At 58.7% G+C, this 12,409-nt stretch carries 11 protein-coding genes and 2 pseudogenes; 8 read left to right on the top strand and 5 right to left on the bottom strand.

The genetic code is table 11. From position 1 onward, the window contains the following. Together AC1DUP_RS29300 and AC1DUP_RS29295 are read left to right on the top strand one after the other, a co-directional pair. Positions 1-300: pseudogene (locus AC1DUP_RS29300) on the top strand (glutathione-dependent formaldehyde dehydrogenase); the annotation flags it as partial. Positions 301-311: 11 nt separating this feature from the next. Then, positions 312-1,112: an SDR family NAD(P)-dependent oxidoreductase gene (locus AC1DUP_RS29295; protein ID WP_477836192.1), complete on the top strand. Its 801-nt coding sequence runs from the start codon at positions 312-314 to the stop codon at positions 1,110-1,112. Between the two features lie 382 nt (positions 1,113-1,494). Here AC1DUP_RS29295 and AC1DUP_RS29290 read toward each other — a convergent pair whose 3' ends face one another. Next, positions 1,495-1,941 (bottom strand): hypothetical protein, encoded by a 447-nt coding sequence (locus tag AC1DUP_RS29290; RefSeq protein WP_477836190.1) that lies wholly within the window; start codon positions 1,939-1,941, stop codon positions 1,495-1,497. 247 nt (positions 1,942-2,188) lie between these two features. Between AC1DUP_RS29290 and AC1DUP_RS29285 the strand changes: the two genes are divergently transcribed. Further along, positions 2,189-2,332, top strand: coding sequence for a hypothetical protein (locus tag AC1DUP_RS29285; protein ID WP_477836188.1), 144 nt, complete (start codon positions 2,189-2,191; stop codon positions 2,330-2,332). A gap of 445 nt (positions 2,333-2,777) precedes the next feature. Here the strand turns inward: AC1DUP_RS29285 and AC1DUP_RS29280 are convergent, their stop codons facing one another. From AC1DUP_RS29280 to AC1DUP_RS29270, 3 genes are all read right to left on the bottom strand, one after another. Then, complete coding sequence (locus AC1DUP_RS29280) at positions 2,778-3,278, bottom strand: YciE/YciF ferroxidase family protein (protein ID WP_113301880.1); 501 nt, start codon at positions 3,276-3,278, stop codon at positions 2,778-2,780. A 280-nt stretch (positions 3,279-3,558) separates the two neighbouring features. Further along, positions 3,559-3,894, bottom strand: coding sequence for a hypothetical protein (locus AC1DUP_RS29275; RefSeq protein WP_113301881.1), 336 nt, complete (start codon positions 3,892-3,894; stop codon positions 3,559-3,561). 881 nt (positions 3,895-4,775) lie between these two features. After that, positions 4,776-5,189 (bottom strand): CBS domain-containing protein, encoded by a 414-nt coding sequence (locus AC1DUP_RS29270; RefSeq protein WP_113301883.1) that lies wholly within the window; start codon positions 5,187-5,189, stop codon positions 4,776-4,778. 448 nt (positions 5,190-5,637) lie between these two features. Here AC1DUP_RS29270 and AC1DUP_RS29265 point away from each other — a divergent pair, with 448 nt between their 5' ends. The 3 genes from AC1DUP_RS29265 to nadE all read left to right on the top strand — a co-directional run bounded on the left by AC1DUP_RS29265 (position 5,638) and on the right by nadE (position 7,806). Beyond that, positions 5,638-5,946, top strand: a complete 309-nt coding sequence (locus tag AC1DUP_RS29265) for a hypothetical protein (protein WP_477836185.1) — start codon at positions 5,638-5,640, stop codon at positions 5,944-5,946. Positions 5,947-6,227: 281 nt separating this feature from the next. Then, a complete protein-coding gene (locus AC1DUP_RS29260; RefSeq protein WP_477836183.1) occupies positions 6,228-6,815 on the top strand; it encodes a cysteine hydrolase family protein in 588 nt (195 codons plus the stop codon). A 151-nt stretch (positions 6,816-6,966) separates the two neighbouring features. Continuing rightward, positions 6,967-7,806 (top strand): ammonia-dependent NAD(+) synthetase, encoded by an 840-nt coding sequence (gene nadE, locus AC1DUP_RS29255; protein WP_477836206.1) that lies wholly within the window; start codon positions 6,967-6,969, stop codon positions 7,804-7,806. 220 nt (positions 7,807-8,026) lie between these two features. On the opposite strand, the pseudogene AC1DUP_RS29250 reads toward nadE, so the two are convergent. After that, a pseudogene (locus tag AC1DUP_RS29250) lies at positions 8,027-8,387 on the bottom strand (DUF4112 domain-containing protein). A gap of 732 nt (positions 8,388-9,119) precedes the next feature. Between AC1DUP_RS29250 and AC1DUP_RS29245 the strand changes: the two are divergent. Both AC1DUP_RS29245 and AC1DUP_RS29240 read left to right on the top strand, forming a co-directional pair. Beyond that, positions 9,120-10,547, top strand: coding sequence for a CarD family transcriptional regulator (locus AC1DUP_RS29245; RefSeq protein ID WP_477836181.1), 1,428 nt, complete (start codon positions 9,120-9,122; stop codon positions 10,545-10,547). 36 nt (positions 10,548-10,583) lie between these two features. Next, positions 10,584-12,407, top strand: a complete 1,824-nt coding sequence (locus tag AC1DUP_RS29240) for a helicase-related protein (protein WP_477836179.1) — start codon at positions 10,584-10,586, stop codon at positions 12,405-12,407. Positions 12,408-12,409: the final 2 nt, after the last annotated feature.

The following is a 12,409-nucleotide window of genomic DNA, read 5'->3' as shown; positions in this document are numbered from 1 at the left end:
GTCCTCCGTCAGGCGATCTATTGCTGCCGCAACTTCGGCACGGTCTCCATCGTCGGCGTCTATGGCGGCTTGCTTGACAAGATCCCGATGGGCTCGGCGATCAACCGCGGCCTGACTTTCAAGATGGCCCAGACACCGGTGCAGCGCTACCTGCCGCTGCTGATGGAGCGCATCCAGAAGGGCGAGATCGACCCGTCCTTCATCATCACCCACCGCGCATCGCTGGAGGATGGCCCTGACCTCTATAAGACCTTCCGCGACAAACAGGACGGCTGCATCAAGGTTGTCCTCAAGCCATAAGGAGAAGCGACATGGCTGATATTGCTTCGATAAGGGGTTTCGCCGTCGTGACAGGAGCGTCCACCGGCATCGGTTTTGAACTTGCCAAATGCGCGGCACAGGATGGCTATGACCTCATCATCGCTGCGGATGAAGCGCGCATTGCCCAGGCAGCCGCAAAACTCAAGGAATTCGGAGTGGCGGTCGAGGCGGTCGAGGCCGATCTGTCCACCGTTCAGGGTGTCGATAAACTGATGGAATACGTCGAAGCCGACGGCCGGTCGGTCGATCTCCTGATGGCGAATGCAGGCCGGGGTCTCGGCAAGGGATTTCTCGATCAGGATTTTGAAGAGGCTCGGAAGGTCGTCGACACGAATATTACCGGCACGATCTACCTTGTTCAGCAGATCGGCGTTCACATGCGGGCGCGTGGTCAAGGACGCATCCTTCTCACCGGTTCGATTGCCGGTTTCATGCCTGGCTCTTACCAGGCCGTCTATAACGGCACGAAAGCCTTCATCAACAGCTTCTCCTTCGCTTTGCGCGAAGAGCTTAAGGATAGTGGCGTCACCGTGAGCTGCCTGATGCCGGGTGCAACCGAAACAGAATTCTTCAAGCGGGCGGATCTGATGGATACGTCGATCGGCCAATCGAAGAAAGATGATCCTGCCGACGTAGCCCGCATCGGCTACGACGCCATGTTGGATGGTGAAGGCGATGTCGTCAGCGGCTGGAAGAACAAGCTGCAAGCTGCCGTCGCCAACGTCACCCCCGCCAGCATGCTGGCCCACCAGCACGCCAAGATGGCAGAGCCGGGATCGGGCAGCAAATAACGATCAGACAAGGCACCCGCCCTGGTCACCACTAGCTCGCCGTACGGGGGAACGAGGGCATGATCGAGGAACGATGATCCGAGGCGACCTTTGGCAAGTGCGTTGTGCGTCTCGGTGCGAGCGTCGTCGGATAGTTTCGACAAACGCGGTTACCTGCCCGGCATGCGGCACTCGCCTAAACAATGATTTCCGCTTTAGAACAGGCTCGTTGTGGGATGCGTCTCTGCAGTTCCGTTGCATGAGTATCAAGGGCGCGCTCAGGTATCTGAGGTGAACGCCGGGGGTTCACAGCAGACGACACTCTGCATGAGAGCGTCAACGCCTGATGGCTCGACGCTCTCTGCGCTGCCTCGAGGCGCGACATCAATCCAAAAAATCGCGCTCAGTCCACCTGCACGGGGAGGATCGTGGCGACGGAGATCTCGCCCTCGATTAAGCCTCTCGCGACATCTGTCCGATTGCGATCAATTTCGATGACCGTGTAGAGCTTGTCGTCGCGGAAAGCGCTTGCGTTGATCGTGGTAACGTCTTCGGCCGGGGCCGCGTCAATCTCCATGAAATCAAGCTCGCGGCCAGAAGCCACGATACGCGCATCGCCGGACGTGCGCGCTGCGACAATCACGACCCCGTGGTTGGCACTATTGTTCCACCGCGGATCATCGACAGCCGCGATGGGCTCCAGTCGATAAATATTCATGGCCTCGGTCAGATCGCCTGGCTCCGCACGAGCGTCGCGCATTTGGGCGTGGCTCTCCACGGAGCGACCGAATTCATTGGGGTTAGTGGCGTTGTTGACGGCATCATCGCCGCCGCGCAGGACGTTCGACACATGATTCTCCTCTTTGTGCACATAACAACCGATCGCGGAATTGGTTCCTGTTATTCGATCTTCAGGAGGAACGTTGTGCGTCAACGATCGGTTTCGTTGGACGGTCGTGGAACAAGAGCGTCGAACCCGTGAAAAGCAACAACCAACAGCGGATTGGGTCGTGGGTGGACGACAGGGACGCGGATGCCTGGAACATCGCGTTTTCGCCGGATGTTTTGTTTGAACAATCAAACCGGACATCGAATCGATGATCAAAATCGCCCTGCTGCTGGTCCTTGCTGTTGCTGGTCGCCAGCTCCTCTACTTCTGCGTCGGCTATGTCGATTACCTCTTGGAAATCAGCCGGGAGAGAAAACGAATGCGGAAGGCGTTTCGACACCGCCGCGACTAGGATTGGGCGGGCAAAGCAGCGATCCCAAGCCTGCCAATGCGGTCCGATCTTACCATGAGCGAGCGCTTGTCGGGCCCGGCTGTGATGGTCGGCATGCGGGGAAAATCAAAGATGCCTGCTGCACGAAACACGGACGTCTGCTCGCCCGTAGTCAGCAAGGATTCTAAAAATACTGGCGCCTTAGCCGCGTGTGTGACGGGGATGCGCTTGTGTTGGAATGACGGTCTTTCCACGACATGGGAGCCATCGCTGAGAGCATGCCTGGGAGCCTCTCATCTCCGACCGACTGAGGGAGCTCGCCACGTTCGTCGCGATGGAGTTTCTGATCGTGGATCGGGCCCCGTGTCGATTCCGTTCGGCTCTCGAAAGCTCCGTTGCCGTTGACATCGCTTGAGAATACAAAAAAGCCGCCCATTCCGGGCGGCTTCTGGCAATGTCGTAGTCGTCAGGCGACCTTTTGACCCTTGGGGTTGGCTTGGGCTTGCGCGAGTTGGGTGAGCTTTTTGTCGGTGGCCTCTTCTTCGGCAAGATTGGCCTTCAGGAGCGGCACGGCACCCTTGAGGCCGAGCTGGTTCGCCCAGGCAATCAGCGTGCCGTAGCGCGCGATTTCGTAGTGTTCGACGGCTTGGGCCGACGAGATCAGGCCGGCATCGAGAGCGGCTGACCCCTTGAATTCTTCCATGATTTCATCGCCTTCGGCGATGATGCCCTGGATCGCCTCGCAGGTCTTACCACGCGCCGGTTTGCCGAGAAGTTCGAAGACCTGCTCGAGGCGCTCGATCTGCCCCTGCGTCTCGTCACGGTGCTGCAGAAACCCCGCCTTGCCTTCCTCGGACTGGGCCGCACGCGCCATCTTCGGCAGAGCCCTCAAGATCTGCTTTTCGGCGAAGTAAATGTCCTTGAGAGTATCAAGAAACAGGTCATCTAGGGTCTTTGTCGATGCCATGATGGCTCCTCCTATACGATTGGTTGATGATGTCCGCTGGCGCTCGCGGGCAAGCGAAGACGAATCTTAATTCGAGTAGCGCCAAAATGTTCCCATACCATTTCGAACTGCCTTCCCGTCTCCCGCGTCCCCGGGGCTCGATATCGAAGAGCCCGCCTCAGCCCAACGTGCCTGCCGCCACCGCCCACTATCAGCTCAGCTCTTTTCGACCGGTGGCAGGTCTAAATCCATGCCAAAGACGTCGTAATAATGCGTCGCGATGGCAGTCGCGCAAGCCCCGCTAAATTTCGGGGCAACCTCTGACATTGGCGAAGCTGATGCGGTCAGACCTTCCGTTTCGCGTGAAACCCTGAACGGTGATGCTCCGTGAGGTTTCGCGGATAATCTGTGGGCGGCGGAGGCCCGCATCGCGGGCGTTATCAAGTGCATCACGCGGATCGCAGCGCCGGCGCGGACCGCGTTCGTATCCCGGATCGACATAGCGATCGCGATCACGGTTCTGCACGTCGACGCCCCCGGGGCCGATATGCAATTCCACCTGTGCGTGGGCCGCTGACGGCATTATGGCGCCACCCAGGAGCAATGGTATCAGTACCGACTTAAGAACGGTGTTCATGCTCTACCTCCTTTACGCTACAGCTCAAACTTCAGATGCCTGAGTTGGTTCCAGAAAGCTGTTGCAAACAGCGGCGGCGTCGCCCTGGGCTATAGACTTTACGCCCAAAGCAAATCTGCAGCAGCCTTTCCGGATTGATGCCTCTCACCTTGGCTCGAGGTTCCCGGATGCGCGCTTCCTCGACGGGCTCCAACCAGCGCGCAAGGGTCGCAACGATTCATCATCGCGGCAGTTGGCGATGTGCGACTATCCGATCCTACTATCGTGACAGTTTCTTTGCTGCTGATCAGTGCGGTATCATCGGGCCGGGTCGATCCTGGAGCTGCTGATCGACCTCGCGACGAGTTGATTGCGTTTCCTTTTCCCTCTGACCGGCCTTGCTCAACCTCGCCTTTGTCTTCCTGCTCCAGACAGACAGAACTCCCGGTGTCAGGGCACTGGCAAGCACGATTGGGCATTCATCGACATGCCCGGGGTTCCGAATTTTCCCGAAAAGCGTCATCCGATTTACTCCTGTTTCAGATCCCCAACGTCGCCGAACAACGCCGGTTCCTTTGGGATGCTGGTCGAGCCCATGGCTCGCGCAGCCGATCGGGATGGGCCACGCCGATGAAGAGGAAGAAGAGCACTAGCCTCGCTTGGGACGCAGCCGCCCCGATCCTCTTGACCGTTGCTCAAACGATGCTGAGTGGGCGGGCTCCATTGAGACAGGTATTCACCTGTCTTTGTGCTCCTTGCGGCAGTGGCTCGATCCCCGAGGCGAATTTGGCATCGGCCGGGGCCAGTAAACAGCCTGTCAGTCTTCACGGGCACATTGGGGTGCAGCGCCATGACTGCCACTCAAAGCATCGCTTGCGTATTTTGCCGAGGCTTAGCGCATTCTATCGGATCTCGTCGCCTGAAATTTCTTCCAGCGTCACACCCGCAAGCTCCTCATTCAAGCGCGCGATGTCTCCCAGTGAGAGGATTCCGCTAATCGATCCAGTATCATCGAACACGAGAAGTCGCCGCATCTGAAGTTCCGACATTCGATGGGCCGCCTCCCTCAGTTCGTCCGATCCCAAGCAGCTTTCAACCCCGCTCGTCATGATTTCGGAAATAGGTCTTGCGACATCGATGCTCTCCGCAACGGCACGAACGACAATGTCTCTGTCGGTCACGATGCCGAAAGTGTCTCCGTCAATGACTGGAATAATGCCCGCATCAATCTCTGACATGAGCCGGGCAACGTCACGAATGCTGGTGTCGGGCGCGACGCTGATCACCTGTTTCGTCATCACGTCTTTAACTTGCATATCTATCTCCTTTTTGGGGACACACCTGACGACCAGTTTGGTTCCGCGCCATCGGAGAGCTCAAGCTGATCTCAAGTCACCTCCGTCTGCCGATTGCAGGCGGTTGGCTGGCAACGGCGGCTTGGCTCCGACCAACCAAACCATGCGGTGTGGAAAGCCGGCCTTTGGAGTCGTACGGCATTTTGCTGTCATCACTCTCATTCAAGTCCTGCAGAAACCTCCAAGCAGTGCGCGAGTTCCGCCGGGTTGCTTTGCAGTTTACACGCTCGGGTCTCCATCAGCGGCCTTCGGGGAAAAGACCCACGTTAAAACTGCGGTGCTGCTTGCAGACGAGATGAAGACAGGTCAACCATTGCGCGATCTGCGCCGGGCCGCAGTTTGTGTAGCTTCGCGTGAAACAAGGACGACCGTCTCTCGTTACCTCCTTCGACAGCAAGGAGCTCGATTGATGGCCGATGACAACAAAAGCAGCATTACCGGGACCTTCCGGACCCGCGAGGCGGCGGATATCGCAATCGAGCATCTCGTGCAGCAGCATGGACTTGCCCGTGCCCAAATATTCGCCCGGCCGGTAGGGGAGCGAAACTCAGTCGGTGACATCCCTTCTGGTGGCGACGCGTTCCACGACGGCGGCAACCGGAAAGACGCTCCGACGGCGGAGGAAATCGATGTAACCGTCGATGCTCAGATCAACCAGGTCGGCATCGTCCAGCGGGTCCTCTACGGCGCCGGGGCAGTTCGGGTTTCAATGCGATAAGCGGTGAATGATGTCTCCTAACTTCGCCCATGCGCAGAGGCTTCCATCAGGGAAACCACTGTGTGAGGGGATCCGCACACTAAATCAGCGGCCAAATCCATGCTGCCGCAGCCCGGCTTTGCAAACACAGAGCCCTGGGAACGCTGCCGCGTGAGAGGACGGCCACGAGCCGGTAAAGTCCGACGGAGTCCCGCGTTAATTTTGCCTGAGTGTCCGAACTTGCTTGGAACCTCTGCCAGCAAACGAGGTTTGAACGATCTCTGGCAGGGAAAGGCAGGAAATTGAACGGAAACTGGGTTCATCTGTGCATCGACATGCAGCGAATGTTTGCGGAAGACACGCCGTGGAGCGTTCCCTGGATGTCGAAGGTTTCGCCGGCCATCGCCGAAATTGTTGGGCGCTATCCGGACAAAACGATCTTCACGCGGTTTATCCCCCCCTCTCAGGCCGATCAAATGCCGGGCGCCTGGCAGGCCTACTACCAGAAGTGGGAGGTCATGACGCTCGACCGTCTCGACCTGGATCTCGTCGATCTCGTTCCCGAGCTGCGCGTTTTCGTGCCACCGGCCCGTGTTTTCGATAAAATGACCTATTCCCCCTGGATGAGCGGCGAGCTTCACCGCGTACTTCAGGCCGAAGCGGTAGAGACGCTCGTCATCACAGGCGGCGAGACGGATGTCTGCGTGCTTGCCGCTGTACTCGGTGCAATCGATCTCGGATATCGCATCCGCCTGATCACGGATGCAGTTTGCAGCGGCGCCGACGACACACATGATGCCTCGCTCGAACTGCTCGGCGACCGATTTTCGGTGCAGCTCGACCTTCTTGAAACAGGGGCCTTTTTGGGGAATGGCGCAGGTTCCAGATGATCTGCAGCGGTCACGCAGGGCCGGCAAATCCTTGGCGCGAGAACCGTCCTCTGTCGCCTCAGGCATAGTGGCCGGTCCAGCGCCTCCCTTTGCTCCCCACGGAACAATGGTCGGAGAACGAAGTTGCTGCCTTATCGAGCCGGAGATGCAGATGCTGTACACTGAGGATCAGCAAAGAGAGATTGCCGAGCGGCTCGGTGTGACGGCGTCCTTTGATCCGGGCAAGGAAGCGCGTCACAGGATCCGATTTCTAGCCGATTATCTGCAGGCCGCGTCCTGCCATTCCCTTATTCTTGGTATCAGCGGAGGCGTCGATTCTTTGACCGCCGGTCTGTTGGCGCAAGCTGCGGTTCGTCTCCTCCGCGTCAATGGGCAGCACGCACAGTTTGTAGCCATGCGCCTGCCTTACGGCAGGCAGGCGGACGAGGATGACGCCCAGAAAGCCCTTCAGGTGATCGCCCCTGATCGGGTTGCGACCGTCGACATCATGCCCGCTGCAGACGCCATGCTCGACGCTCTCAGAAATGACGCGACAGACCTTATCGAGCCGGCCCGCCTTGATTTTCATCTCGGTAATATCAAGGCTCGCCAGCGCATGATTGCCCAATATGCGCTTGCCGGCATGATGCGAGGTCTTGTTGTCGGCACCGACCAGGCAGCAGAAGCTCTAATGGGCTTCTTTACCAAGTTTGGCGACGGCGCGGCGGACATATTGCCGCTCGCGGGCCTTACAAAACGACGCGTGCGGGCCATCGCGACGCATCTTGGAGCGCCGGAAGACCTCGTCCTCAAGATTCCGACCGCCGATCTTGAAACGGACGCGCCCCTGCGACCCGACGAGGACGTGTATGGCGTCACCTACGACGAAGTCGATGACTTCCTTGAAGGCAAGCGTATCGCAGAGTCCGCCTTTCGGAAAATTCTCACGACGTACCGCGCAAGCGCACATAAACGCCAGGTTCCCATCACCCCGGAGGCGCACTCATGGTGAGGCTCGAATGCGTTGAGCAACCGACAATCCTTCTCGCTTCTTTTTGTGCGCCACCAAAACAACAGACGGATGAGTGCACCGCGACCTGTGCGGCTGAGACAGTATCTTGTCTGCTTTAAGAGAGCTCTCATGCCGACATTGCGTGGCGACCATCCTCGAAGGATGAGAAATCGATCCGCTCGCCACTGCAGCCTATCACCCGACCTCCTCATAAACGAGATCAATTCAAGTCGAAGTGTTCCAGAACGATTGCCGCATTGCGGCGGTGGGATTTGAAGAAATATCGCCGATCACGGGGAACAGACCGCATGCAGTGTCGAGCCCCAGGTTGACGAGCATGGCCGCGAGCTTGTGTGGCGGGAGGCCCAATCGCCGCGCTTCGTTGACGATGACGAGCCCGATCAAGGAACCGGCGACGTCCCCTACTCCGTGAATGAGAGTGAGAGCGGCGTCGGCACCGAGCCGAATGCCTAAGCCGGAATTCGAACGGCTGTATCCATAAGCCGGGCAAGCCGCACCACGCGCCTGATCCTGGCTTCCTGGGCCGGGTTCATGGACACGCTCGTCCGGATCTGAGGCATGCAACGAGCACCTGTAGTCATGAGACATGGAAACACCAAAACCAAAAACGTCGGAAACTGGTTCCAACCAGCGAGCATTTTGGAGGCCTTATCGGATGACAATGCGGGCGGTTCGATCCGGAAGCAGAATCTGGTTCGTCCGCTAGCGTACAGCTATGTATCGTTGGCGCGGTTAAAGCGTTTCCTCCCCATCAACACGGGAGAACACAAGATGGCTGATGATACTGCCGCGCCCCGACGACGCTTGTCCACATCGCTTACCCAGAGGCGAGAAGCGTTCGAGCAAACAGACCGCGCTGCCCGCGACGCGCTGGAAGATGAACGAAAGCGCCGGAGCGAAAAAAGTGCCAGGCTAAAGGCGGCGAGACAGCAGGCGGAACAGCGGAGCTAGAGCCTGCGGGTGAATGCGATCCCAATTGACAGAAAAGCGCTGAGGGAAAGCGAGCGGGAAGGTGCCCGCGCCGGCGGATACCAGGGGTGCTCAAATGGTCAGGAAAGGGGCATCGCCAAACTGAAGCGGACAAAGGCACTGAGCGCGAAGGTCTTGCGCTCTTGGCTTGCGACCATGGCGGCGAAATCCCCTCAGCGGGGAATCGAACTCCAAAAGGCTGAGGACTTGGAAGCGGCCAACAGCGGCAGCGGTTGCTGCCTCGGTTGAGAGCCCCTGCAATTTTAATTGAGATTGAACCGGGATGCAAAGTCACGCATCGCACTGCGAATAGGACCATTTTCTTGCGAGCTACAGACCTATCCGACCGCGCCACGGCTGAACCAACGGACCCTTCAGAAAAAATCGAACGCCAGCCCGCCACATTCATTGCAACCCGCCTTGTCGCAGCCGCAGACAATGGTCAGAGGATCGCTTACGTTGCGCTGAGCGAAGGCACGGCATCGGCAGTCGTTGATGCGGTTCGCTGTCTCGAGCCGGAATTCGAACCCGTCTTTTTGCCGCCCTGGGACTGCCTTCCCTACGACCGGGTGCCGCCTTCACGACTGTGCATGGGACGCAGAATGGAAGCACTCTGGGCTTGGACTCATCGCGCCGAGCGGTCACCTCTGCTGGTCACATCCCTCGACGCGCTGCTTCAGCGTGTTCCACCAAAGGCAGTGGTTTCGGCCCATCGGTTTAAGCTGGCGGTGGGTGAGATCTTTGATCAGGCAGCGTTTGAGCGATTTGCACAATGCACGGGTTATGTGGAGGGCGCCGTCGTCGACGATCATGGCGAATATAGTATCCGCGCCGACGTCATCGACATCTTCCCCGCCAGCAGCGAGGCGCCGATCCGCGTCCTGTTGTCCGATCAGGGCCGGATCGTTGAACTGCGCACCTTCGATGCGCTCAGCCAGAGAACACGCGAAAGCAAGGATGAGATTTGCTTCGGACCCGCCTCTGAAGTAATTTCCGCGCACAGTTGTTCCGGTGAGGGCGACATCGCACAGTCGCAGTCGCCGCTCGACATGGAGCGACATTTGTTGAGCACCTACGGAACACTGGAGACAGTGTTTGACGCGCTCGGCAACGTTCCTGTGCTGTATGCGGCGGGTTCCGAGAAGAGGACTGCAAGCTATCACGCGATCTTAGACGACGCTCGGCAGGCCCATTGCGACCTGCGTGGCCGCTCGCAGGCGACAGGACACTCGCTCTATCTCGATCGGACCGAATGGCTGGAGGCGACGCGCAGGCAGCCATCCACTTTCTTGGACATGGGTGGGGCAGAGGATGCGCCACGATTTTACGATAGTCCCAACCCGCGCCGGGCCTTCACCGACTTTGTGACAAATGCATTGCAGTCGAACTGGAGGGTAGTCATTACCGGCCGGGGCGATCTATTTGAGAATCTGTCGAGGCGCGCCGAGCGCGCAAGCAAGGTCAGGATCGAAACCGTTGGGAGCTTATCGGCCGTCGAACAGGCTAAGCCCGGGTCGCTTTTGAAATTCTCCTGTGACCTGGAGCGAGGTTTTACCCGTTCGTCCGAAAACCTCGTGGTAATCGCACTTGGCGATGTCGTGGGCCCGCGCTCCCCGACGGGCACTCCACAGGCGCTTGCAGAGCCCGATCTTCAGATCGGCGATGCAGTCGTTCACGAGGACCATGGAATCGGCATTTTGCGTGATCTGGAAACAATCCAAGTCGACGGGCAAAACCAGGACGCGGCATGACTCGTTTATCGCGACGGCGCATCGATCCTTGTACCGATGGAGGATTTCGGCAAGATCTGGCGATATGGCGGCGTGCCAGAGGCTGTGCCACTCGATCGCTTGCACACCGAGGCATGGGCAAAGCGGCGGGCAGCCATCGCTAAGGATATCCGCCTGGCCGCGCGGCACCTTTGCCGGCTTACCAGGCAGAGGCAGGAGACGACCGCCCCCTCGTTCGTCCCACCCCGGCGCGATTATGAACAGTTCGTGGCGCGTTTTCCGTTTATGGTGACAGTCGATCAAGGCGGAGCAATCGATTCAGTCGTTGCGGATCTTCGCTCGGGCCGACAAATGAACCGCCTTGTCTGCGGGGATGTCGGCTTTGGCAAGACGGAAGTTGCGCTGAGGGCTGCAGCAACGGTAGCGCTATGCGGCGGCCAGATTGCCGTCATCTCGCCAACCACTGTCTTGACGCGCCAGCATTTTTCAACCTTCGAGCGCCGCTTTGCAGGCACCGGTATTCGGGTTGCCATGTTGTCACGCGCTGTTCCAGCCAAGGAGGCCTCAAGGGTGAAAGAGGAGCTCGCTGATGGCAAGATCGGTATCATTGTGGCAACGGAGGCGATATTGGCTAAGGACGTCGGCTTCGCACATCTCGCACTAGTGGTTATCGACGAGGAGCAGCGCTTCGGAACACGAGCCAAGCAGCGGATGAAAACCCTGTCACCTGGCCTGCACAGGCTCACCATGTCGGCAACCCCCATTCCGCGAACATTGCAGGCAGCCATGGCAGGTTTGCAGGAGGTCAGCCTGTTGACGACGCCGCCGGCGGGGCGACGTCCCGTCCGGACATCTTTAATCCCCTTCGACCCAGCGGCCATGCGCATTGCGCTTATCCGCGAACATCGGCGTGGCGGTCAGAGCTTCGTCGTAGCACCCCGGATTGAGGATCTCGATCATTTGGCAAAGCTCCTCAAGGAGATTGTCCCGGAACTATCAGTGCGGGTCGCACATGGAAAGATGCCGGCCGCAGCACTCGACGTGGTCGTCGTCGACTTCGCCGACGGTAAGGGCGACATTCTTCTGTCAACGAACATCATCGAAAACGGTCTCGATTTACCACGCGCCAACACCATTTTTATCTGGCGTGCCGACCGCTTCGGATTGGCCCAGTTACACCAGCTTCGCGGCCGCGTTGGTCGAGGAAAAGCTCAGGGGATGGCCTATTTGCTGGCCGGGTCACCGGATGACGTCTCGGAAGAGACACGTCGTCGTCTGTCGGCACTGGTAGGAAACGATCGCCCCGGCGCCGGCCTGGCCATCAGTTTACAGGATCTCGACATCAGGGGTGGGGGCGATATCGCCGGCGAGGATCAGGCCGGTCATCTGAAAGTGATCGGTGCCGGCCTCTACCACAAGCTCCTCGGAGAGGCGGTCGCCGCAACATCGAAGACAACACCGCATGGATCGTCGGCCGTCTCGGTTGCAATTGGCACAAGTGGTTCCATTCCCGCCGATTACGTGCCCGATGCAACGCTACGTCTCAATCTTTACACCAGGCTTGCCAAAGCGAGCTCGGCGTCCGAAGTCGACGGCTTTGCGGAGGAGTTCGAAGACCGCTTTGGCGAGCTTCCCGAAGACGTTTTGACTTTGCTGCGGCTCACACGGCTTAAGATCGAAGCCAAAAACCGCACCATCGTCAGACTGGAGGCGGGCCCGAATGCCTTGGCGATCACGTTCGGCGCCAAACCCAAGGCCAGCTTCGTCAAATCGCTCTTGCGCAGCGGGGGCGCGGCACTGCATGGCAACCGTCTGGTTTACAGGAAGGTGACAGCATCGGCGGGCGAGAGGATTACAATGTTAGAGAATCTACTGGGGTGACG

Source organism: Rhizobium sp. 01L419 (assembly GCF_056400025.1).
Note: the sequence above shows the minus strand (reverse complement) of the source record. Positions and strands in the feature narration are given on the sequence as shown.

Excerpts from the sequence above, each read along its gene's own strand:
- AC1DUP_RS29295 (WP_477836192.1), top strand. The coding sequence starts at position 312 with ATGGCTGATATTGCTTCGATAAGGGGTTTCGCCGTCGTGACAGGAGCG.
- AC1DUP_RS29285 (WP_477836188.1), top strand. The coding sequence starts at position 2,189 with ATGATCAAAATCGCCCTGCTGCTGGTCCTTGCTGTTGCTGGTCGCCAG.
- AC1DUP_RS29280 (WP_113301880.1), bottom strand. The coding sequence starts at position 3,278 with ATGGCATCGACAAAGACCCTAGATGACCTGTTTCTTGATACTCTCAAG.
- AC1DUP_RS29275 (WP_113301881.1), bottom strand. The coding sequence starts at position 3,894 with ATGAACACCGTTCTTAAGTCGGTACTGATACCATTGCTCCTGGGTGGC.
- AC1DUP_RS29270 (WP_113301883.1), bottom strand. The coding sequence starts at position 5,189 with ATGCAAGTTAAAGACGTGATGACGAAACAGGTGATCAGCGTCGCGCCC.
- AC1DUP_RS29265 (WP_477836185.1), top strand. The coding sequence starts at position 5,638 with ATGGCCGATGACAACAAAAGCAGCATTACCGGGACCTTCCGGACCCGC.
- nadE (WP_477836206.1), top strand. The coding sequence starts at position 6,967 with ATGCTGTACACTGAGGATCAGCAAAGAGAGATTGCCGAGCGGCTCGGT.
- AC1DUP_RS29240 (WP_477836179.1), top strand. The coding sequence starts at position 10,584 with ATGGAGGATTTCGGCAAGATCTGGCGATATGGCGGCGTGCCAGAGGCT.